Annotated in this window: 19 protein-coding genes; 8 read left to right on the plus strand and 11 right to left on the minus strand. The window is 66.6% G+C overall.

All coding sequences use genetic code 11. From position 1 onward, the window contains the following. The first annotated feature begins 360 nt into the window (after positions 1–360). Genes BM002_RS00005 through BM002_RS00015 form a run of 3 tightly spaced genes read left to right on the plus strand, consistent with a single transcriptional unit; the run spans position 361 to position 3420 of the window. On the plus strand, positions 361–1176 hold the full coding sequence (locus tag BM002_RS00005) for a TIGR00282 family metallophosphoesterase (RefSeq protein ID WP_092775784.1): 816 nt from the start codon (positions 361–363) through the stop codon (positions 1174–1176). Continuing rightward, the gene (locus tag BM002_RS00010) at positions 1173–2954 is read left to right on the plus strand and encodes an SLC13 family permease (RefSeq protein WP_092775788.1); all 1782 of its coding nucleotides are present in this window, start codon (positions 1173–1175) and stop codon (positions 2952–2954) included. The genes BM002_RS00005 and BM002_RS00010 overlap by 4 nt, the downstream gene beginning before the upstream one ends. A gap of 22 nt (positions 2955–2976) precedes the next feature. Continuing rightward, positions 2977–3420: a hypothetical protein gene (locus tag BM002_RS00015; protein ID WP_092775791.1), complete on the plus strand. Its 444-nt coding sequence runs from the start codon at positions 2977–2979 to the stop codon at positions 3418–3420. 13 nt (positions 3421–3433) lie between these two features. Here the strand turns inward: BM002_RS00015 and BM002_RS00020 are convergent, their stop codons facing one another. Beyond that, positions 3434–4393 carry a hypothetical protein gene (locus BM002_RS00020; RefSeq protein ID WP_092775795.1) on the minus strand — a complete coding sequence of 320 codons (960 nt, stop codon included), beginning with the start codon at positions 4391–4393 and terminating at the stop codon, positions 3434–3436. 180 nt (positions 4394–4573) lie between these two features. On the opposite strand from BM002_RS00020, the gene BM002_RS00025 reads away from it, so the two are divergent. After that, complete coding sequence (locus BM002_RS00025) at positions 4574–5635, plus strand: glycosyltransferase family 2 protein (protein WP_092775797.1); 1062 nt, start codon at positions 4574–4576, stop codon at positions 5633–5635. After that, the gene (locus tag BM002_RS00030; protein WP_175484754.1) at positions 5632–7893 is read left to right on the plus strand and encodes a glycosyltransferase family 2 protein; all 2262 of its coding nucleotides are present in this window, start codon (positions 5632–5634) and stop codon (positions 7891–7893) included. Before BM002_RS00025 ends, BM002_RS00030 begins: the two co-directional genes overlap by 4 nt. A 9-nt stretch (positions 7894–7902) precedes the next feature. Here BM002_RS00030 and BM002_RS00035 read toward each other — a convergent pair whose 3' ends face one another. Continuing rightward, entirely contained in the window at positions 7903–8901 is a 999-nt protein-coding gene (locus BM002_RS00035; protein WP_092775800.1) for a hypothetical protein, read from the minus strand. Continuing rightward, a complete protein-coding gene (locus BM002_RS00040) occupies positions 8898–10520 on the minus strand; it encodes an AMP-binding protein (protein ID WP_092775803.1) in 1623 nt (540 codons plus the stop codon). Before BM002_RS00040 ends, BM002_RS00035 begins: the two co-directional genes overlap by 4 nt. Before the next feature lie 73 nt (positions 10521–10593). On the opposite strand from BM002_RS00040, the gene BM002_RS00045 reads away from it, so the two are divergent. The 3 genes from BM002_RS00045 (at position 10594) to BM002_RS00055 (ending at position 12821) form a co-directional block, all read left to right on the plus strand. Beyond that, the gene (locus BM002_RS00045) at positions 10594–11481 is read left to right on the plus strand and encodes a DMT family transporter (protein ID WP_092775806.1); all 888 of its coding nucleotides are present in this window, start codon (positions 10594–10596) and stop codon (positions 11479–11481) included. Then, the gene (locus BM002_RS00050) at positions 11478–12128 is read left to right on the plus strand and encodes a sulfotransferase family protein (protein ID WP_092775809.1); all 651 of its coding nucleotides are present in this window, start codon (positions 11478–11480) and stop codon (positions 12126–12128) included. Before BM002_RS00045 ends, BM002_RS00050 begins: the two co-directional genes overlap by 4 nt. A gap of 111 nt (positions 12129–12239) precedes the next feature. Then, complete coding sequence (locus tag BM002_RS00055; RefSeq protein ID WP_175484755.1) at positions 12240–12821, plus strand: Hint domain-containing protein; 582 nt, start codon at positions 12240–12242, stop codon at positions 12819–12821. A gap of 3 nt (positions 12822–12824) precedes the next feature. On the opposite strand, the gene BM002_RS00060 is transcribed toward BM002_RS00055, so the two are convergent. The 8 genes from BM002_RS00060 to BM002_RS00095 form a co-directional block, all read right to left on the minus strand. Next, entirely contained in the window at positions 12825–13196 is a 372-nt protein-coding gene (locus BM002_RS00060) for a hypothetical protein (RefSeq protein ID WP_092775816.1), read from the minus strand. Positions 13197–13426: 230 nt separating this feature from the next. Further along, positions 13427–13843, minus strand: coding sequence for a VOC family protein (locus tag BM002_RS00065; RefSeq protein ID WP_092775819.1), 417 nt, complete (start codon positions 13841–13843; stop codon positions 13427–13429). A gap of 208 nt (positions 13844–14051) precedes the next feature. Further along, complete coding sequence (locus BM002_RS00070) at positions 14052–14510, minus strand: DUF2267 domain-containing protein (RefSeq protein WP_092775822.1); 459 nt, start codon at positions 14508–14510, stop codon at positions 14052–14054. A 218-nt stretch (positions 14511–14728) separates the two neighbouring features. Next, positions 14729–16918 (minus strand): 3-hydroxyacyl-CoA dehydrogenase NAD-binding domain-containing protein, encoded by a 2190-nt coding sequence (locus tag BM002_RS00075; protein WP_092775825.1) that lies wholly within the window; start codon positions 16916–16918, stop codon positions 14729–14731. Positions 16919–16986: 68 nt separating this feature from the next. Continuing rightward, positions 16987–17457, minus strand: a complete 471-nt coding sequence (locus BM002_RS00080) for a hypothetical protein (protein WP_092775828.1) — start codon at positions 17455–17457, stop codon at positions 16987–16989. After that, positions 17457–18668, minus strand: a complete 1212-nt coding sequence (locus BM002_RS00085; RefSeq protein ID WP_092775831.1) for an acetyl-CoA C-acetyltransferase — start codon at positions 18666–18668, stop codon at positions 17457–17459. The genes BM002_RS00080 and BM002_RS00085 overlap by 1 nt, the downstream gene beginning before the upstream one ends. Beyond that, positions 18665–19312: a glutathione S-transferase family protein gene (locus BM002_RS00090; protein ID WP_092775834.1), complete on the minus strand. Its 648-nt coding sequence runs from the start codon at positions 19310–19312 to the stop codon at positions 18665–18667. Before BM002_RS00090 ends, BM002_RS00085 begins: the two co-directional genes overlap by 4 nt. Before the next feature lie 317 nt (positions 19313–19629). Then, positions 19630–21408, minus strand: a complete 1779-nt coding sequence (locus BM002_RS00095) for an acyl-CoA dehydrogenase C-terminal domain-containing protein (RefSeq protein WP_092775837.1) — start codon at positions 21406–21408, stop codon at positions 19630–19632. Positions 21409–21422: the final 14 nt, after the last annotated feature.

The following is a 21422-nucleotide window of genomic DNA, read 5'->3' on the forward strand; positions in this document are numbered from 1 at the left end:
GGCCGTGAAAATACGTCGAAAACTGTAGCGGATGGACGGGTGATCCACGGGTGATCTGCGTCGGACGTGACTCGGGGTGGGTCCGGACAGGCTGAGGGGACGGCTTGAGTATTTGGGAAGCAGAGAAGAGATGGGATAGTGACGGGGGGGCGATGTCGGCGGTCGGGGGCGTCTGCTTTGATGTGGAGGACGATCCAAGTCCTTTGGGGCGGGCGGGCCGTTTCGCCGTGGTCTCCACCGCACCCTGCGCGCGCCCCGGTCGGCGAGGGGCGGCTGGTCGCCACCCCGAGGCAGCGCGAGAATGCCGCGCGCAACCTGTTGGACGTTGCGTGGCCGGGCAAGCGGGCGTAACCCGATCCAATGCGTATTCTTTTTCTGGGCGATGTGATGGGGCGAAGCGGCAGGCGCGCGGTGAGCGAGCGATTGCCGGGGCTGCGTCGCGACTGGCGGCTGGATGCCGTGGTGGTGAATGGCGAGAACGCGTCGTCGGGCCGGGGCCTCAACGCCGCGCAGGCCAAGGACCTGTTCGAAGCGGGGGCCGATGTCGTGACCCTGGGCGATCATGCCTTCGACCAGAAGGACATGATGCAGGCCATCGAACAGGATGCCCGCATCCTGCGCCCCATCAACTTTGCCAAGCAGGCCCCGGGCAAGGGGTGGCGGGTGTTCGACATCGGCGGGCGCAAGCTGCTGGTGGCGCAGGTTCTGGGGCAGGTGTTCATGTCGCGGCCCTATGACGATCCGTTTTCGGCCATCGACCCGGTGCTGAACGCGCATCCCCTGGGCCGGGCGGTCCACGCGACGCTGGTCGATGTGCATTGCGAGGCCACGTCCGAGAAGATGGCCATGGGGCACTTCTGCGACGGGCGGGCGAGTGTCGTGGTCGGCACCCACACCCATGTGCCCACGGCGGATGCCGGGATCCTGCCCAAGGGGACGGCGTATCAGTCGGATGCCGGAATGTGCGGCGATTATGATTCGGTGATCGGGATGGATAAGACGGAGCCCTTGCGGCGTTTCGTGACGGGCATGACCCGCGCGCGGTTCGAACCTGCGGGCGGGGAGGCGACGCTCTGTGGTCTTTTCGTCGAGACCGAGGATGCCACGGGCCTTGCGCGGACGGTCACACAAGTGCGCGTCGGCGGACGCCTGTCGCAGTCGGGGCCGGAGGCATGAGCCTGCTGGACCTGCCGGCCGGGTCGGAAGCCTGGATCACGCTGGCCACGCTGGCGGTGATGCTGGCCCTGTTCATAAAGGAGGTCTATCCGACCGAGGTTGTCGCCATGTCGGGCGCGGCTTTCCTGCTGGTCCTGGGCATCCTGCCCTATGACGCGGGGCTGGCGGTGCTGGCGAACCCGGCGCCCTGGACTATCGCGGTCATGTTTCTTCTGATGGGGGCCCTGGTGCGGACCGGCGCGCTCGACTGGTTCACGCGCTTTGCCGAAGGGCAGGTGGGGACGCGCCCCAAACTGGCCATTGCCATGCTTCTGGCCTTCGTTCTGGTGGCGTCGGCCTTCGTGGCCAACACGCCGGTGGTGGTCGTGATGATCCCGGTCTTCGTGCAATTGGCGGCGGCGATGAAGATCGCGCCGTCGAAGTTGATGATCCCGCTGAGCTATGCGTCGATCCTGGGGGGGACGATTACCCTGATCGGGACGTCGACGAACCTGCTGGTGGATGGCGTGGCGCGGGCGCGGGGGCTCGAGCCGTTCACCATCTTCGAGGTGTCGCCGCTGGCCGTGCCGCTGGCGATTGCGGGGATGGCCTATCTCTATCTGGTGGGGCGGCACCTGTTGCCGGACCGGACGTCGATGGCCGCAATGCTGGGCAAGTCGCGAAAATCGGCCAAGTTCTTTGCCGAAGCGGTTATTCCGCCCGACTCGAACCTGATCGGACGCGAGGTGCTGGACGTGAAGCTGTTCCAGCGCGACGGCGTGCGCCTGATCGACGTGCTGCGCGGGGATGCGTCGCTGCGCCGGGATCTGAAGGGGGTGACCCTGCAGATGGGGGACCGGGTGGTCCTGCGCACCGAGATCGCGGAATTGCTGACGTTGCAGCGCAGTCCGGACCTCAAGCGCATCGACCAGGTGGGCGCGGTCGAGACGACGACCGTCGAAATCCTGATCACTCCCGATGCCAGCATGGTGGGCCGGCGTTTGGGCGCGCTGCGTCTGCGGCGGCGGTACGGTGTCTATGTGCTGGCCTTGCACCGGCGGGATCGCAACATCTCGGGTCAGCTGGACGATATCGTGGTGCGGGTCGGGGACACGCTTTTGCTGGAGGGGAACGCAGAGGATATTCACCGCCTGGCCCTCGATCAGAACCTGGTCGAGGTGAGCCAGCCGCGCGAACAGGCCTATCGCCGCGAAAGGTTCTGGATCCCCGTGGCCGTGGTGGCGGGCATCGTGGCGATGGCGGCGCTGACCAGCGTGCCCATCCTTGCCCTGGCCGTGATCGGGGCGGTCATCGTCCTGCTGACGCGGTCGGTCGATGCGGACGAGGCCTTCGGCTTTGTCGAGGGGCGGCTTCTGGCGATGATCTTTGCCATGCTGGCCGTGGGCGCCGCGCTCGAGGCGTCGGGCGCGGTCGAGATGATCGTGGCCGCCATCGCGCCCTTCCTGACGGGGCTGCCCGGTCCGCTCCTGGTGCTGGCGGTCTTTGCGCTGACCTCCACGCTGACCGAAGTGGTCAGCAACAATGCCGTCGCCGTGGTGGTGACGCCGATCGCCATTGCCCTGGGTCAGACGCTTGGGGTGGACCCGCGCGGGCTGGTCGTGGCGGTGATGGTGGGGGCGAGTTGTGCCTTTTCGACACCCATCGGATATCAGACGAACATGTTGGTCTATGGTCCGGGCGGATATCGGTTTACCGATTTCATACGCGTAGGAATCGGTATGAACATCGTGATCGCTCTCCTCGCGTCGGTTCTGATCCCTTTGATCTGGCCGCTCTGAATTGCCAAAAACGGAGGCCCGAATGCGCCCCATCCTTGCCCTTGCCCTTGCCCTTGTTCCTCTTGCTCTTGCCGCGTGCCAACCCATTTCCGGCGCTGGCGGCGCCACCTCCACGCCGGTGCCGTCCGGGCAGGTGCGCGTGGCCGACGCTTCGGCGACGCCCAACCGTCTGACCCTGCGCATGTCCGATGGCGCGCGCTGCGTCGCCGACCGCCCCGAAGGACAGACCGGCGGCTGGTCCGGTGTCACGCAGGATTGCGGTTACGCCCTGCCGTTCACGGTCGCCTTCTACCAGAGCGGCACGGCACAGCGGTTCACCATCGAGGCGACGCCGGTGCCCCTGGGGCCGGACGGCCGTCCGGGTGCCCGGGCCGAGATCTTCGTGACGGATGTGGACGGGGTGCGCCGGTTGTTCATCTCGTCCCTCGGGCCGAACGTCCGCTTCGAGACGGCGCCGCAGGGCTGAGGCGAAGGGCGGGTTATTCGCCCGCCAGCAGGGTCCGGTCGCCGCGTTGCGGGGCGCTCGGTTCCAGATTTCCGGGGGCCTTGCGGCCCTCGGCGGCCAATTTCGACAGCGCGGCATTCAGGCGACGGCGGGCCGCCGGACCATTTGTCTTGCGCAGGATGTGCCCTGCGACCAGCGCCTGAAGCCAGGGGCGGTCGATCCGGTCGGTCTTGCGCAGCAATCCCGTCAGCCAGGGCGCGTGATCGCGCCGGGCCCGCCAGAGTTGCGCAAAGCGCAGCGGGGTCAGGGTGTCGGCCTCGGCGGCGGCGACAAGCCGGTCAAGAATGCCGATCCCGTCCAGACGCGCCAGGATATCACCGCCCGCATGGGGGGCAGGCAGGCGCGTGACATGGTCGCCCTGAAACAGGCTTGCGTGCATGGCGTCGGCGTCTTCGGTCGGGTCGGTCACGACAAAGACGCGGCGCGCGCCGTCGATCATCCGCGCCGCATTGCTGTAGCGCGGCCCGAACGGCAGGACCCAGCTGGAGCGGAAGCGCCGCTCCCACGGGGCGATGTCGCGGGCCAGCGTCGCGTAGGGCTGCACCAGAAAGACGGTCGATCCGGGTGCCGCGACCGAGAAGGCGGCCGCGCCGTAAGCGCCCATCCCGCCGCCCATGAAGACAACGCTGTCGTAGTCGTCGAAGAACCCGTCGTCGGTCAGCCCGTCGAAATAGTCGAAGAGATCATCCTCGCGAAACCAGGTCCGCCCCTCGGCCATGATGTCGAGGGTGGCCCAACCCTTCTTGCGGGCGACCCCGGTGCTGATCGGCAGGCCACCGGGCCGGTCGCGCATGTCATCGAGCATCTCGAAGCTGACCACGAGGGTGTCGCCGCCGTCGCGGTGCAGAGCCAGATGATCGTCGCCGACCTGTCGCAGATAGCCGACCTCGCCCGCCGCGGCCGTCAGGGCGACTCGGTGCTCGGCACGGGTCATGGACTGATGGGCTGTGGCCGGCATGGGAATCCTCGCAAGATAGGGCTAGGTCCAGCCTAACCCGGAAAACCGGTGCGTTCAGGCCAAAAAAGGCCAAATTTGGTTTATATTCCGATTGTATTGTCCCCGTATGCGCAATGATCGGGGGCCGCGCCGATCGATCGTCCGTCAGTGAGAGCCATGCCAGACACCAGACCTACGCCCCGGATCACCGTCGTCACCTGTCTTCGCGACGAGGGTTCGTTCCTGGTCGACTGGGTTGCACATCTGCGCGCGCTCGGGGTGGACCGGGTGCTGGCCTATACCAACGATTGCCGCGACGGGACCGAAGCGCTGGTCGAGGCGCTGGCCCCCGAAGGCGTCATCCATTGTCCGCAGGGCGACATTCTGGGCGACGGCGGGGCCAAGCCGCAATGGCGCGCCATGGCCGACGCCTGGGATCATCCGGCCTGTGCCGAGGCCGATTGGCTGCTCCACATCGACCCGGACGAATATATCGCCCTGAACGGTCCGACGGATTTGCCCGGTCTGATCGACGCCATGCCCGGTGCCGAGGCGATTGCGCTACCCTGGCGGTTGTTCGGCTGCGCCGGGCGGCTGGAGGCGGGGGACGGCAGCACGCCGGTGCGGTTCGACCGGGCCGCGCCGCCCGGAATGGCGTTTCCGGCGCTCGGCAGCTTCATCAAGACGCTGTTCCGCCGCGACGGTCCCTTTGCCGGCTTCGGTATCCATCGACCGCAGCAATCGCGCCCGCCGGTCTTTTGCGATGACACCGGGCGGCGCGACGACGATCTGGCGGCGGACGGCAAGCGCATCCTGCTCTGGCGCGGCGGTATCGTGGTCGAGGACCGGCTGGTGCAGTTGAACCATTATTCGACACGGTCGATTCACGAATTTCTGGTCAAACGGGGGCGCGGATTGCCCAATCATGTGGGCAAGGCCATCGACCTGGAATATTGGGTGGAACGGAACTTCAACGAGACGCGCTGCGCCATGATCAAGCCCCAACTTCCCGTCCTAGCCCAGGTTGCGGCCCGGCTGCGCGCTCTGCCGGGGGTCGCAGGGGCCGAGGGTGCGGCGCGCGACTGGCATCGCGCCGCCCTGTCGCAGGTTCTGGCCACGCCCGAGGGCGCGAAGCTGTGCGGCCGTCTGGTTCTGGCCGCAGGCAGCCGCGCGCCCGAGGCGGGCCTGGGTCGCATGTTGCTGGCGCAATACGCAGCGGCGCAAAAGGCCCGGTCATGACGGTTGAGACGCGCGCCCTGTCCGCCCGGATGGCGGGCGATGTGCCGGTGCTCGATGTGCTGGCGGACGGGCCGGACCGGCTGCGCCTGTTCCTCGGGGCCGGGGTCGCGCCCGCGCGTCTGGCGGCACGGGGGGGCGTGGTGCCGACCAGGGTCGTGTCGGTGAACGGGTCGCTGATGGTGATCTGCGCGCGCGATGCGGGCGGGCCGGAGGTCGAGTTGCCGGTTTCGGACGTCGCGGCGGTTCTGCCCGTGACCGCGCCCGAGCCGGAGCTTTTTGCCGGGATGCGCGTCCTGATGGGCGTGCGCAACGGTCAGACGGCCGGGCAGGTGCACGACTGGCTGCGCCATCACGTGGACGGTCAGGGGGCGGATGCCGCGCTGATCCTGGACCGGACCCGGCCCGGAGAGACGGCGCTGGCCGCCGACCTGGGGGACGCGTTGCGGGACGCGCCGATCGCGGGGCTGGCGCGGGTCGTCTGCGTCACCTCGGACCTGCCGCTTGGGGCCGATGAGATCAGCGAACGGCACCCGATGCAGGCGCCCGATGCGCCCGGCAAGGACCGCATGGCCCGACCCGAACCCGACCCCTGGACGGCGCCGCTTGGGCATCTGATCCTTCTCGACCAGCTGCGCTGGCGCTTCCTGACGGCGGCGCGGGCGGTTGCCTTTCTGGACGTGACCGATGTGCTGGCCCCGATGCCGATTGGTCGGCGGGCGTTCGATCTGGTGGAGGGATCGGAGTTGGGCATCGTGTCGCTGGTCGGGCGGCGCATCTATCCCTGGCGGGTGCGCAAGGGGCAGGCGGCGACCTTTGGCGATCACATTTGCGACCTGTTCGACAATCCGGGCGGCAACCGCCGGTGGGTGGCCGACCCGGCCCGTGTGCCCGAGGATGCGCCGTTTCGCCTTGTCCGGGTGGGCGGGTTGAAGCCCGATCCGCGCGACGTGGCGTTTTTCTATCGGGCGATGGCGCTGCGCTGTCCCGAGGCGGATGGCCTGCCGCTGGCACCCAAGACGGGCCTGATCCTCGACGATGATCTGCTGAAACTTGCGCGCGACGGGTTCGGGGCGGACCCGGTCCTGCCGCCCGCGTCGGATGGTGGCGCGCAGTCGTCGGCGGCGATGCCCGCGGCGGTGCCGGGGCGGACGGCCATCGTGACCTGCATGAAGAACGAGGGGCCGTTCATCCTGGAATGGATTGCCCATCACCGCGCCATCGGCGTGGACGACTTTCTGGTCTACACCAACGATTGCACCGACGGGACCGATACCCTGCTGGACCTGTTGCAGGCGCATGGCGTGGTGCAGCACCGCGAAAACCCGTTTCGCGGCACCGATCTCAAGCCGCAGCACGCCGCGCTGCAAGCCGCCGAGGCCGAGCCGATCATGGCGCGGGCGGGGTGGGCCATCTGTATGGATGTGGACGAATTCATCAATGTTCACGCGGGGGGCGGGCATCTGCGCGATCTCTATGCCGCCGTGGGCGATGCAAACATGATCTCCCTGACATGGCGGCTGTTCGGAAATTCCGACTTGCATGATTTCATCGACATGCCGACACCCGCGCGCTTTACCCGCTGTGCCCCCGAAATGGCGCGCAAGCCGCATCAGGCCTGGGGGTTCAAGACGCTGTTCCGCAACCTGGGGCTCTACAAGAAGATGGGCGTGCATCGACCCAAGGGCCTGAAGCCCGACCTTTGGGAAGAGATTTCCTGGGTCAACGGGTCGGGGCAGGAGATGCCGAAGGAGATGCTGCGAAATGGCTGGCGCTCGACGGTGGATACCTATGGCTACGCCCTGGCGACGTTGAACCACTACGCGGTGCGCGATGCCGAGAGTTTCCTCGTGAAGCGCGACCGGGGGCGGGTGAACCATGTGGAGCGGGATCAGGGCCTCGCCTATTGGTTCCGGATGAACAACAACGCCGAGGAAGATACCTCGATCCAGCGGATGCTGCCCGCGCTCGAGGCGGAACTGGCCAAGCTCAGGGCGCTGCCCGGGGTCGCGGCGCAGCATGACGCCTGCGTCGCCGCGCATCGCACCCGGATCGAGACGCTCAAGAGCGGGGAGGCTTTCGGGGCGTTCTATGCGGAAATCACCGGCGACCGGATGCAGCGGCTGAGCCGGATGCACACCAGCTTCGGGTCCAATGTCTTTCTGGCCGGTCCCGATTGCGTGCCGGACGAGGTGGTTTTCGAAGATCAGCCCGAGGGGTTCTTCTTCACGGTGGAGACGGTGGACGAGACGGCCCACTGACGCCGCGCTTCAGCTGTCGCAAATCTCGCGCAGGGCCTGCCATGTGATGTCGTCCAGCACGGGCGGCATGTCCGTGGGCGGCGCCTCGCCCGACGGTTGGCCCGTGGCGGCGGCATAGGGGGCCCAGGGCAGCCGGGCGGCGGCAAAACCGGGCTGCAAGGCGTCGGGCCCCAGAACGACCGGAGGGCGCAGCAGCAATTGTTCGACATGGTCGGTGATCGTCTCGTCCCGGACTTCGCCCGAGGCGAGGATGCGGACCAGCGCCTGTGCCCCGACCCCATCGAGAAAGGTGCCGAGCGGGGCGCGTTCGCGCGCGGTCAGGAAGGCGGCCATGATGTGACCCGCCGCGACCGTCGGGTCATCCTGTGTCACCAGCACGACATCGGAAATGACAACCAACCCGCCCGGCAGTGCAAGTGCCGGCTGCGGCAGGTCGCGCAGCACCGCGAAGCGCACGGGCGACGTCGGGATCAGGCGGTCGCGCAGGATCCGCAGCGCCTCGTCCCCCGTGGGCGATCCGCAGGGCGGACCGGTCAGGGTCGTCAATTCGGTCATCATCCGGTCGCCGATGTCGGCGCGCTGCGCCGCGGGCATGACGTTTTCGGCGTGGTTGCGCAGGGCCCCTGGCAACCACAGGATCAGAAGCCCGACCGAAAAACCGGCGATCAGACCCACAGTCAGACGGCGCAGCGCCCCGGGCCTGCGGCGGCCCATCTCGACGGCGTCCATGACCCGGTCAAGCGCCGCGATCATCACGCTTTCGTCGATCTCCAATTCCTCGTCCGCGCCTTCGGATGGGGCATAGATGGCGGGCGATTCACCCGGATTTCGCCGGATCAGCGCGGGAAGGGACCAATGGCTGAGCGCCGTGCCCCCCCGGTCCTGCACGACCAGTTCCGCCTCGCCGATGCTGACATAGACCTCGCGCCGCTGCGCGCCCGCTTCGGGGCGCCACAGAGCCGTCGTCTCCAGCCGGGCCAGTCCGTCGATTGCGGTGGTGCCCCTCATCCCCTGACGCGTTCTCGCAGGACGAATTTCTGGATCTTGCCGGTGGACGTCTTGGGAAGCGGCCCGAAGACCACCGATTTCGGCGTCTTGAACCCGGCGAGGCGGGCGCGGACGAAGGCGATCAGATCGGCCTCGCTCACTTCGGCGCCGTCGCGCAGTTCCACGAAGGCGCAGGGCACTTCGCCCCATTTGTCATCGGGTCGGGCCACGACCGCGCAGAGCGAGACCGCGTCATGGTGCATGATCGCGCCCTCGACCTCGACCGAGCTGACGTTCTCGCCGCCCGAGATGATGATGTCCTTGGCCCGGTCGCGGATCTGGACATAGCCATCGGGATGCTTGACGCCCAGATCACCCGATCGGAACCAGCCGCCTTGGAATGCCTCTGCAGTCGCCTCGGGATTCTTGAGGTAGCCCTTCATCACCGCATTGCCGCGCATCGCGATTTCGCCCTGCGTCTCGCCATCGGCGGGGACGGGGCGGCCATCATCGGCAAAGACCTCCACCCCCTCCATCATCGGGAAGGGCACGCCCTGCCGCGCCTTCATGGCCGCCCGGTCGGTGGCATCCAGCGCGTCCCAATCGCCCGGTTGCCAGACGTTCTCGACCACGTGGCCATAGGTTTCGGTCAGACCGTAGACATGGGTCACGTTGAACCCAAGCGATTCCATCCGGGCCAGCGTCGCGGCGGGGGGCGGAGCGCCGGCGGTATAGACCTCGACGTGCTGATCGAACGGCCGACGCGCGTCGGCAGGCGCGTTCACCAGCGCGTTGAGCACGATTGGCGCGCCGCCGAAATGGGTCACGCCTTCGTCCGCCAAGGCGCCGAAAATCTCGGGCGCAGTCACATCGCGCAGGCAGACGACCGTGCCCCCGACCAGCGGCATCATCCAGCTGTGACACCAGCCGTTGCAGTGAAACAGCGGCACCACGACCAGAAGGCGGGGATAGAGCACCATGCGCCAGCTGACCACGGTGCCCATGGTCATCAGATAGGCGCCGCGGTGGTGATAGACGACGCCCTTCGGTCGCCCTGTCGTCCCCGAGGTATAGTTGAGCGCGAGGCTCTCCCATTCGTCGGCGGGCATGTGCCAGGCGAAATCGGGATCGGCCTGGGCCAGCAGGTCTTCGTAGGTCGGGTGGTCGCCCGTCGGCAGAAGGCCCGCCTCCAGGTCCGGAACCTCGACGATGACGGGCGGCATGGCGAGGGTGGCACATGCCGCCACGGCCAGATCGAGGAATTGGGTATCGGCCAGCACGACCTTCGCGCCGCCATGTTCGAAGATATAGGCGACGGTATCCACGTCGAGCCGGGTGTTGATCGTGTTCAGCACGGCTCCGCAGGCGGGCACGCCGAAGCTCGCCTCGACCTGTGCGGGCACATTGGGCAGAAGGGTCGCGACCACGTCGCCGGGGGCCACACCCAACCGGGCGAGGGCCGAGGCCATGCGGCTGACCCGCTCCCGGTAGTCCCCGTAGGTCCGCCGGATGTCGCCGTAGACCAGAGCCTCGCGCCCGGGCCAGATCGCGGCGGCGCGCACCAGATGCGACAGCGGTGTCAGGGCCACGTGGTTCGCGGCACATCTGTCCAGACCCGTTTCGTCGTGCATCCAGCCCATGTGAACCCCCCGTTGCTCTTGCTCCATCCCGGGGGCAATACTGCACAGGCGCGCGGGCGAAGGACAAGGTGCAATGCAGAACAGACCGCTGGCCTCCGCGTCGTTGATCCTGGTCGCGATGGCGATCATCGGCTTCATCGACCAATACGTGCAGGTCATCGCCGAAACCTCGAGCCTCTGGACGTTTCACCTGCTGCGGTCGGTGATGATGTTCGCGCTGGCGGGGGTGTTCCTCGTGCTGACGGGGCGGCGGCTTCGGGTGTTGAACTGGCGCGGGGTCCTGGGGCGGTCGGCCTTCAATTCGACGGCGATGATCATCTATTTCGGCTCGCTCGGGTTCATGCCGGTGGCGCAGGCGGCGGCAGGGCTCTTCACGGCTCCCCTGTGGGTCTTGCTGTTTTCGGTCGCGCTGTTCGGTTTGCGGGTCGGGCCGGTGCGTGTCCTGGCGGTGGTCATCGGATTCGCGGGCGTCCTTCTGGTGCTGTCGCCCGATGTGTCGTCGATCACGGCGCTGACCTTCATCCCCGTGGTCGCGGGGGCCTTCTATGCGGTATCGGCGATAGCCACGCGGGCCTGGTGCGCGGGCGAAGATGCCCTTGGCCTGACCCTTGGCATATTCGGCTTCATGGCGCTTTGGGGCCTTGGCGGTGTGATCCTCTCGGGCGGCGGGGACAGCTTCCTGTCGCGCGGTTGGGTCATGCCCACGCCGCAGGTCTGGGGCCTGATCGCGATGCAGGCCGTGGGCAGCCTTGTCGCCGTCGTCCTGCTGGTCCGGGGCTACCAATTGGCCGAGGCGTCGGTGGCCAGCATGTTCGAGTTTTCGGTGCTCGGGTTTTCGGCGCTCTTCGGCTGGCTGCTTCTGGGACAGGCGACCGGCGCGCTCGGGCTGACGGGTCTGGCCCTGATCGCGTTGGCGGGCAGCATGATCGCACTGCGCGGTCGGCAGGTGCAGGTGGCATGATCGTCTCGCCCGGACGTGGCTATGTGATGGTCCATGCGCCCAAGACGGGGGGCACGGCCCTGACGCTTGCGCTGGAAGAGCGGGCGATGGCCGATGACATCCTGATCGGGGACACCCCCAAGGCACAGCGGCGCAAGGCCCGGCTGAAAGGCGTGCAGACCGCCGGGCGACTGTGGAAGCACTCGACCCTGCGCGACATTCGCGGGTTGTTGCCCGATGCCGTGCTGGACGGTCTGCGGCCCATCCTGCTGGTGCGCAATCCCTGGGACCGGGTGGTCAGCTATTACCATTGGCTCAAATGTCAGACATTTGAACATCCCGCCGTCGTGGCGGCCAAAGGTCTGACATTCGACGCCTTTCTGGCGGATGGGGCCGTGGCAAACAGCTTCCGCGCCAATCCCTATGCGTCCTATGTCGCGGGCGGGCGGGATCCGATCTTCGTGCGGCTGGAGCATCTGGCGACGGACCTGGCCCCGGTCGAGACGCTGCTTGGCTTTGCCATCGACATGCCCGTGGTGAACCGATCCGACCGCGCCCGCGATTGGCGCGGCTACTACGATGCGGCGGGGCGTGACCGGGTGGCGGAATTCTGCGCGGCGGACATATCGGCGTTTTCCTACCGATTTGACGGGGACGATCCGGCGTAAGCCTGCCGGTTTCGGCCCTGTGCAAAGTTTCGCGCACCTCCGCTGGGCGAGGCGGGCAGGATGGTGAGCGGTGTCTGCCGCAACACCCCAAGGGACGAAAGAAACCCATCCATGACCCAGCCTGTTCTGTTCAGCCGCCCGGCCTTTCCGATCTCCGAACTCTCCCCCGATGCGATCCCGCGTTTCATGAGCGGCACGCTCTTTGCGACGTCGACCGCGCCCCGTGCGATCGAGGCGATTTCCGTCGGGGACTCCATCCTGACCAAGGACGGACCGCGGCGGGTGTCGCGGGTGGCGCAGACGAATGTGTTGCGACAGGATTGGGCGTATCACCGTGACATCTGGCCGGTTCGGGTGCCCGTGGGCAGCCTCGGGAATGCGCGGCCCCTGCGGTTGTCGCCCGATCAGCGGGTGATCCTGTCGGGGCAGGTCGTGCGCAAGGTCTGCGGTGTCGCGGCGCTGTCGGTGCCCTGTCGGGACCTTGTGGGACTGCGCGGGTTGATCGTCGAGCGGCCCCTGGCGGACCTTCGGTATTACGGCATCAGCTTCGGGATTCCGGCGCAGGTGGATGCCGAAGGGGTGTGGTGCGATCTGGATGAGACTCCGCCCTGTCCCGTGGACCGGGAGGCCGTGCGCGAGGCCTATCAGGCGATGCATGCGGCGGGTGAACCGGCGCTGCGCCCCCTGGAATAGACCCTAGCGGAGGGTCCAGCTTTCTTCGGTCGAGCGGCCGCGCTTCTGCTGCATGACCACGATATTTCCACGCATGTAGAGATACTTGCAATCAAGCTCCACCTCCAGCCCGTTCAGCCGGGTGCGGTGGCAGAGCGCGCCGTTGTTCCAGACCCACCCACCCGAGACGGTGGCGCGGTCCTGCTGACCGCCGATGCCACCGTTGGCCGCGAACACGCGGGTTCCGCCGAATTCATCGACCAGGGTGCGGTCGGCGATATAGGAGCGGAAGGCGTCTTCGGTGCCGATGCGGGTGAAGTCCACGGCCTGCGCCGTTGGGGCGCAGGCGAGGGTGGTGATGGCCGCCAGGGCGACCACGCGGAGTTGATGTTTCATTTCCCATATCCCAGTCAGTTGGGGGGCTTCGCCGCAAAGGGTGACGGCCAATCGGGGCAGAAATGTGGACAGTCTGGGGTTTCTATGGGCGATTGTTGCCGGGGCGTTCGGGGCGTCGAATTTCAGGGGTGATCTGCGGGTGATCCACGGGTGATCTGCGTCATACCTGAATTTCGCACAGACTCTGGGGTCTGGACTGCATTCGGTGCGCACCACGCGGGGCTTGCCCGTTACCCGTCGCGGCCCGGCTCATCCGGGTTGCTGGAGAAGAGCGCGATCTTGTTGCCTTGCGGGTCGCGCAGATAGCCGACGTAGAACTGCGGACCATAGGAGGCGCGGAAGCCGGGTTGGCCCTCGTCGGTGCCCCCCGCGGCAAGGGCGGCGGCGTGGAGATCGCGGACCTGTTGCTGGCCGCCCGCCTGAAACGCGGTCATCGCCCCGTTCCCGGCCGAGGCTGGCCGTCCGTCGAAGGTCGGCTTGACGTAGAAGTCGGGGAACGTCGGCGCGTGACCGGGCGCGACGGGCAAGGCGAAGCTGAGCCCCTCGGGCCCCTCGGTCAGGTCGTAGCCAAGGGGCGGCAGGATGGCCGCATAGAATCGCTTCGCTCGGGCGATGTCATCGGCCCCGACGGTGACATAGGCGATCATGCGGGACGGTCCTTTCGGGTCATTGGTCGGGTCACCCCAGGCGATGTGGGTCAGATGGGGGCGGGTTTCGTGTGGCGCGTCAAGGGGCGGCTTCAGCTTCGGGCCGCGGATCGCTTTGGGTGTCGGTTTCCGTCCAGTTGGGAGGGGAGTGCGAGGTCTTGGCGGAATGACCGCTTTGAGCCCATACCCACCGAATGCTGCAAAGCAGCTAGATGATCCGTTGCTCAAGCTCGGTAGGATCGGCAACGTCGATATGCCAAAAGGCGCGCGCTCCAACCGGGAGCTTGGCTAAGACGCGCTCGAAGTCTCTTCCGTTGGTGCAGCGCCGAACTGCCCATGCCGTTGCCTCAATCGCATTGTCTGGCGTCAAGTTGTGGTTCACCCGCACCTGTTTGACTTCCGAGATGAGCGCCTCTCGGCCAACAAATGCCGCGCGAGGCTCCGTAACATCCCAGTCTTGAACAAAAATCGCACGAAGAACGCAGGGCAAAACACTTGCGAATTCCAAACCCTCTTGAGCGGTCAGACGACACCGGAATACCTGAAATACCGCATCGACGGCCGTGTAAGCCATGTTGTCCGACTCAAGGGACATGCGCTCTTTCACGTCATCAAGGAAAGCGCGCCACTCCTTGGAAGAGTGCCGATATGTCCACGGCATTGGCATGAGTCGCTGGTTCCTTCGTCAGCAGTGTCACCGACAGCCTTATCGAAATACACGAGCTTTGTCGAAGAAGCCAACGGCAGCAAGGTCCGCACAGCCGCCCTCCACCACAAACGAAATGACCCCGGGCGGTGGCGCGACACCCGGGGCCTGCTCGATAGGGGCGGGTGGCGCGCCCGCCGCCGGTAGACCGTGTCCCGACATGCGGGGCACGGGGAAGGTCAGGCGGCTTTGGGGGCCGCGCTGCCGTAGAACGTGGCGCCGGACGCGGCCATTTCGGTGAGGGTCTTCGGCGTGGCGAAGCGGTCGCCGTATTTGGCCGCAAGCGCACCCGTGGTTTCCGCGGCCCAGGGGGCACCGACGATGTCGAGCCAGCTGAACGGGCCGCCGGACCAGGGCGCGAAGCCCCATCCGAGAATGGCACCGACGTCGCCTTCGCGGATGTCCTCCAGCACGCCTTCCTCCAGCGCGCGGACGGCTTCGAGGACCTGGGCGAACATCAGGCGGTTCTGGACCTCGTGCAGGTCGGGCTGATCCTCGGCCAGCGGATAGCGCGCGCCCAGTTCGGACCAGAGGCCCTGGCGCTTGCCCTTGTCGTCGTAGTCATAGAAGCCCGCCGACGATTTGCGGCCCAGACGGCCCGCATCGGCGAAGGCAAACAGCACCTCGTCCACCGCGCCGTCGGGATAGGCGTCGCCCATGGCGGCCTTGGTGGCCTTGGCGATCTTGACGCCGAGGTCGATGGAGGTCTCATCCACCAGCTGGAGCGGCCCGAGGGGGAAGCCAAGCTGCTTGGCCGCATTCTCGATCAGCGAAGGCGAGACGCCTTCGGCGACCATGCGGATGCCTTCGTTGATGTAGGGGATGATGCAGCGGTTGGCATAGAAGAAGCGCGCATCGTTCACCACGATGGGCGTCTTGCGGATCTGGCGGACGAAATCGAGCGACTTGGCCACGGCGCGGTCGCCCGTCTCTTTGCCCTTGATGATCTCGACCAACAGCATCTTGTCGACGGGGCTGAAGAAGTGGATGCCGATGAATTGCGCGGGGCGCACGCTGGCCTTGGCGAGTTCGGTGATCGGCAGGGTGGAGGTGTTGGTGGCGAAGATGCAGTCGTCGCCCACGATCGCCTCGACCGCCTTGGTCATCTCGGCCTTGACGCCCACATCCTCGAACACGGCCTCGACGATGAGGTCACAGCCCTTGAGGGCCTGGAGGTCGGTGGTGGCGGTGATGCGGCCCAGAACCTCGGCCTTCTTCTCGGCGGTGACTTTCTTGCGGGCCATGCCCTTGTCGAGCAGGCCCTCGGAATAGGCGCGGCCCTTGTCGGCGGCGGCCTGTTCGCGGTCGATCAGTACGACCTCGATGCCCGCGTTGGCCGAGACATAGGCGATGCCGGCGCCCATCATGCCCGCACCCAGGATGCCCACCTTGGCGACCTTCTGATCGGGCGCGTCGGGGCGGTTCGCGCCCTTTTCCAGCGCTTCCTTGTTGATGAAGAGCGAGCGGATCATTGCCTCGCTGCTGGGGTTCATGAGGACATGGGTGAACCAGCGCGCCTCGATCCGCAGGGCGGTGTCGAATGGCACGAGCGCGCCTTCGTAGACCGCCGAAAGCAGGGCCTTGGCGGCGGGAAACGCGCCTTGGGTCTTGCCGTTCACCATGGCGGAGGCGCCCACGAAGGTCATGAAGCCGGCGGGATGATAGGGGGCGCCGCCGGGCATCTTGTAGCCCTTCTGGTCCCACGGCTTGACGATATCGGCGTCGGTCGCCGACAGGACCCAGGCGCGGGCGTCGGCCATCGGGTCGGCGCTGACCTCGTCGATCAGGCCCGCGGCCTTGGCGCGCTGCGGATCGCTGAGCTTGCCTTCGAGCAGGAAGGGCGAGGCGGCCATGGCGCCCAGTTTCTTGGACAGGCGCGTGGTGCCGCCCATGCCGGGGAAGATGCCGACCATGATCTCGGGCAGGCCGATCTTGGCCTTGGGGTTGTCGGCGGCGAAGATGCGGTGGCAGGCCAGCGGGATCTCGAACCCGATGCCGAGCGCGGTGCCCGGCAGGACGCAGGCCACGGGCTTGCCGCCCTTGTTGGTCTTGGGGTCCATGTTGGCGCGTTCGATGCGGCGCAGGATGGCGTGGGATTTCATCAAGCCGTCCATCAGCCCCTTGGCGGGGTCGTCGCCCGACATCGCCTTCATCTTGGCGATGACGTTGAGGTCCATGCCGCCGGCGAAGGTGTCCTTGCCGGAGGTGATGATGATGCCCTTGACGGCGTCGTCGGCCAGTGCGTCGGTGACGCAGGCGTCCAGATCGTCCCAGCCTTCGAGGCTGAGCACGTTCATCGACTTGCCCTTGACGTCCCAGGTGATGGTGGCAACGCCGTCGGCGTCCTTGGTAAGCGTGAAATCGGTCATGTGTCTATCCTGTCGGTCGGCTGTGCGGGACGGTGGCGGCCCCGGGGGGCAGGCGCGCTATCCTGGTTTCAGAGTTTGTCGGGCGGCGAGGCGTCGCCCTGGCGGTTGCGCTTGACCAGCGCGGGGTTGAGTACAGTCACCTGGCTGTTGCGGACGGCAACGCGGATGCCGATGCCGAGCCAGACCCCGTCAATCAGGGCCAGACTCATCCAGCTGGCGAAGGGCGGGGTGACATAGGTTCCGGCCTTGAGCACATGCACCATGTGCTGGCCGTCGATCCGGTCACAGCCGGGCGTGGCGAACTCCGCCTCGGTGCAGACCCGGTGGTAATCGGTCGCCCCCTGCCTGCGAAGGCTTTCGACAAAGCCGATTGCGCTGGTTTGCAGGTCTTCCGGTGTTTCGACGCGCAGGGTGCTATCATTGGTCTGCATCTCGTGGGGATAGGACATGGCCGCCGAAACGGTCGCCATGTCGCCCCGCCAGACCGCCTCGGACACAATGTCGAGGTGGCGCTGATAAATGTCCCGCGCGCTCTGCATCAGACCCGCTCGATGATGGTGGCGGCCCCCATACCCGACGCGACGCAGAGGGTGGCAAGGCCGACTTCCTTGTCGGCGCGCTCCAGCTCGTCCAGCAGGGTGCCGATGATGATCGCGCCCGATGCGCCCAGGGGATGACCCATGGCGATGGCGCCGCCGTTCACATTGAGCTTGTCGTGATCGACGTCGAAGGCCTGCATGAAGCGCAGCACGACCGACGAGAACGCCTCGTTCACCTCGAACAGGTCGATGTCGCGGATGGCCATGCCGTGGTCTGCCAGGATCTTGTGGGTCACGGGGACGGGGCCGGTCAGCATGATGGTCGGATCGGTCCCGATCTTGGCCGTGGCGCGGATGCGGGCGCGGGGCTTCAGGCCCCACTTCTCGCCGAACTCCTTGTTGCCGATCAGGACGCCCGCGGCCCCGTCCACGATGCCGCTGGAATTGCCGGCGGTGTGGACATGCTCGATCCGCTCGAGGTGGGGGTATTTCATCAGGGCGATCTTGTCGAAGCCGGGCATGACCTCGCCCATGGCCTGAAACGCGGGGTTCAGGCTGCCGAGCGACTGCATGTCGGTCTGCGGGCGCATGTATTCGTCGTGGTCGAGGATCGGCAGGCCGTTGACATCGCGCACGGTCAGGATCGAGCGGTCGAAGCGGCGGTCGTCCCAGGCGGCCTTGGCGCGGCGCTGGCTTTCGACGGCGAAGCTGTCCACGTCGTCACGGCTGAACCCGTATTCGGTGGCGATGATATCGGCGCTGATGCCCTGGGGCACGAAATAGGTCTCCATCGCGATGGAGGGGTCGACGGCGATGGCCGCGCCGTCCGATCCCATGGCGACCCGGCTCATGCATTCGACGCCGCCCGCGATATAGCCATCGCCCGCGCCGCCCCGCACCTGATTGGCGGCGAGGTTCACGGCCTCCATCCCGGAAGCGCAGAAGCGGTTGATCGACAGGCCGGGGATACGCTCGTCCAGCTTGGAGGCGAGAACGGCGGTCCGGGCGAGGCAGCCACCCTGTTCCATGACCTGCGTGGCATTGCCCCAGATCACATCCTCGACCGCGTGCCCGTCAAAGCCGCTGCGGTCGGCCAGCCCGTCGAGAACCTGGGCCGAAAGGCGCGCGGCCGTCACCTCGTGCAGCGCCCCGTCAGCGCGGCCCTTGCCGCGCGGCGTGCGGATGGCGTCGTAGATATATGCTTCGGTCATGTGGGGGCTCCTTGTTGGCGATCCGAGGGATTGCCGGGCATCAGGTCATAGGGGTGTTTCCAGCCGGGCAGGGCGGAGATGCGGTCCAGCCAGGCGTCGATATGGGGCCAGTCGGCGCGGTCGAAGCCGAAGGGTTCGGGGTAATAGAGATATCCGCAGCACGACAGGTCGGCATTGGTCAGGCCGTCGCCCACGATCCAGTCGCGCCCGTCCAGATGGCGGTTCAGCGTGTCATACGCGGCCTTGAGACGGCCCTGAGAGAAGGCGATGACCTCGGTCGGGCGTTTGTCTTCGGGAAGGAAGTTCATCAGGAAACGGGTCATTCCGGCCTGGCTGGACAGCTTGTGGTTGTCCCAGAGGACCCAGCGCAGCACTTGGTACTTGTCCGCGCCGTCGCCCCCGAACTTGCCGGAGCGGTCGGCGATCCATTGCTGGATGGCGCCCGATTGGGACAGGTGCATGTCGCCGTCGACCAGCACCGGCACTTCGCCCATCGGGTTGGCGGCGCGCCATTCGGGGGTGCGGGACTGGCCGCCGAAGAAATCGACGAAGACCGGCTCCCACTCCAGGCCGCTCAGCTCCAGCGCCAGCGCGGCCTTGTAGCTGTTTCCGCTTTCGCCGAAGCAGTGAAGCTTGATGGTCATGCCGCCGCCTCCTCCTGACGTCTGCGTTCCTTGTGGCCCGAAAAGCCGGGGGTTTTCCACCCCCGGTCCCCCGGAGGATATTTGAACCGAGAAGAAGACGCGCGGTCTTTTCCGGCCCTGTTAAGCGCGCGTTAAGGTTAACGCGCCATGGTTGTCCGGCGGTACAGGCGGGGACGCCGATGACCGCCCGAGGAGAAGCCCTGCTTCCCCGTCCCCGGGGCAGTGATCTGCCCTGGGGGGTTCTTCTCGGCCCAAATATCCCCGCCGGAGGCCCGACACGTCTCCCGCGTGCCGGATCCGAAGCGGGGTGGGCCCGTTCAGAAGGCGGAGGCTTCCAGACCCATGACCGTTTCCGGACCGGATTGGATGCGCGCCAGATGCATGCCGGTGGCGGGCAATTGGCGGGCCATGTAGTAGCGGCCCGTGGCAATCTTGGCTTCCAGGAAATCGCGGTCGGCTCCGTCTTCGCGCAGCTTTTCGCCGGCGACCTTGGCCATCCGCGCCCACATCAGCCCGAGACAGACGTGCCCGAAGAGGTGCATGAAGTCATAGGAGCCGGCCAACGCCGCGTTCGGGTTCTTCATGCCCGATTGCATGAAATACATGCCCGCGGCCTGAAGATCCTTGGAGGCGGCCTTGAGCGGCTCGAGGAAGCCCGCTTTCAGCGTCTCGTCCTCGGCGTTGTCCTTGATGAAGCTCTTGACCATGTCGAAGAAGGCCATGACGTGCTTGCCGCCATCCTGCGCGAGCTTGCGCCCCACGAGGTCCAGCGCCTGCACGCCGTTGGCGCCTTCGTAGATCATGGCGATCCGGGCGTCGCGGGCGAACTGGGACATGCCCCATTCCTCGATATAGCCGTGGCCGCCGTAAACCTGCTGCGCCGCGGTGGCATAGTCGAAGCCCTTGTCGGTCAGGAAGCCCTTGATGACCGGAGTGAGCAGCGAAATCAGCCCCTCGGCGTCCTTGTCGCCCGAGCGGTGGCCCTTGTCGATCATCATCGCGCCCCAGAAGACGAAAGCGCGCGCGCCTTCGACGAAAGACTTCTGGTCCATCAGGTTGCGGCGGATGTCGGGGTGCACGATCAGCGGGTCGGCCGGGCCGTCGGGGTTCTTGGCCCCGGTCACGTCGCGCCCCTGCAGGCGATCCAGCGCATAGGCCAGCGCGTTCTGATAGGCGATCTCGGCCTGGGCATAGCCCTGGAGGCCGACGCCCAGACGCGCTTCGTTCATCATGGTGAACATGGCGCGCATGCCCTTGTTCTCTTCGCCCAGCAGATAGCCGGTCGCGCCGTCGTAGTTCATCACGCAGGTCGAATTGCCGTGGATGCCCATCTTTTCCTCGATCTTGCCGACCGAGACGCCGTTGCGCGCGCCGATGGTGCCTTCGTCATCGACGAGGAATTTCGGGACGATGAACAAGCTGACACCCTTGATGCCCTCGGGGGCGCCGGCGATCTTGGCCAGCACGAGGTGGACGATGTTATCGGCCATGTCATGGTCGCCCGACGAGATGAAGATCTTCTGCCCGGTGATGGCATAGCTGCCGTCGCCGTTCGGCACGGCCTTGGTCCGCATCAGGCCCAGATCGGTGCCGCAATGCGGCTCGGTCAGGTTCATGGTGCCGGTCCATTCGCAGGTCACCATCTTGGGCAGCCACTTGGCCTTCTGCGCATCCGAACCGTGGGCGTGGATCGCGGAATAGGCACCATGGGTCAGGCCCTGGTACATGTTGAACGCCATGTTGGCCGACGACAGGATCTCGCCCACACCGGTCTGCATCAGGTAGGGAAGGCCCTGGCCGCCATATTCCGGGTCGCAGTCGAGCGCCGTCCAGCCACCATCGCGCACCTGGTCGAAGGCCGCCTTGAAGCCGTCGGGCGTGCGGACGATGCCGTTTTCCAGGACACAGCCCTGGGTGTCGCCGATGGCGTTGAGGGGATGGAGGACGTCTGTGGCCAGTTTGCCCGCCTCTTCAAGCACGGCGCCGGTAAAGTCGCGGTCCATCTCGTCATAGCCGGGGATGGATTGGGCGCTGGCTTCCAGAACGTCGTGCAGAATGAACTGCATGTCCTTGGTCGGGGCGGTATAGCTGGGCATTCTTGTCGTCCTCC

It is taken from the genome of Jannaschia pohangensis, from assembly GCF_900113875.1.
Taxonomy (GTDB): domain Bacteria; phylum Pseudomonadota; class Alphaproteobacteria; order Rhodobacterales; family Rhodobacteraceae; genus Jannaschia; species Jannaschia pohangensis.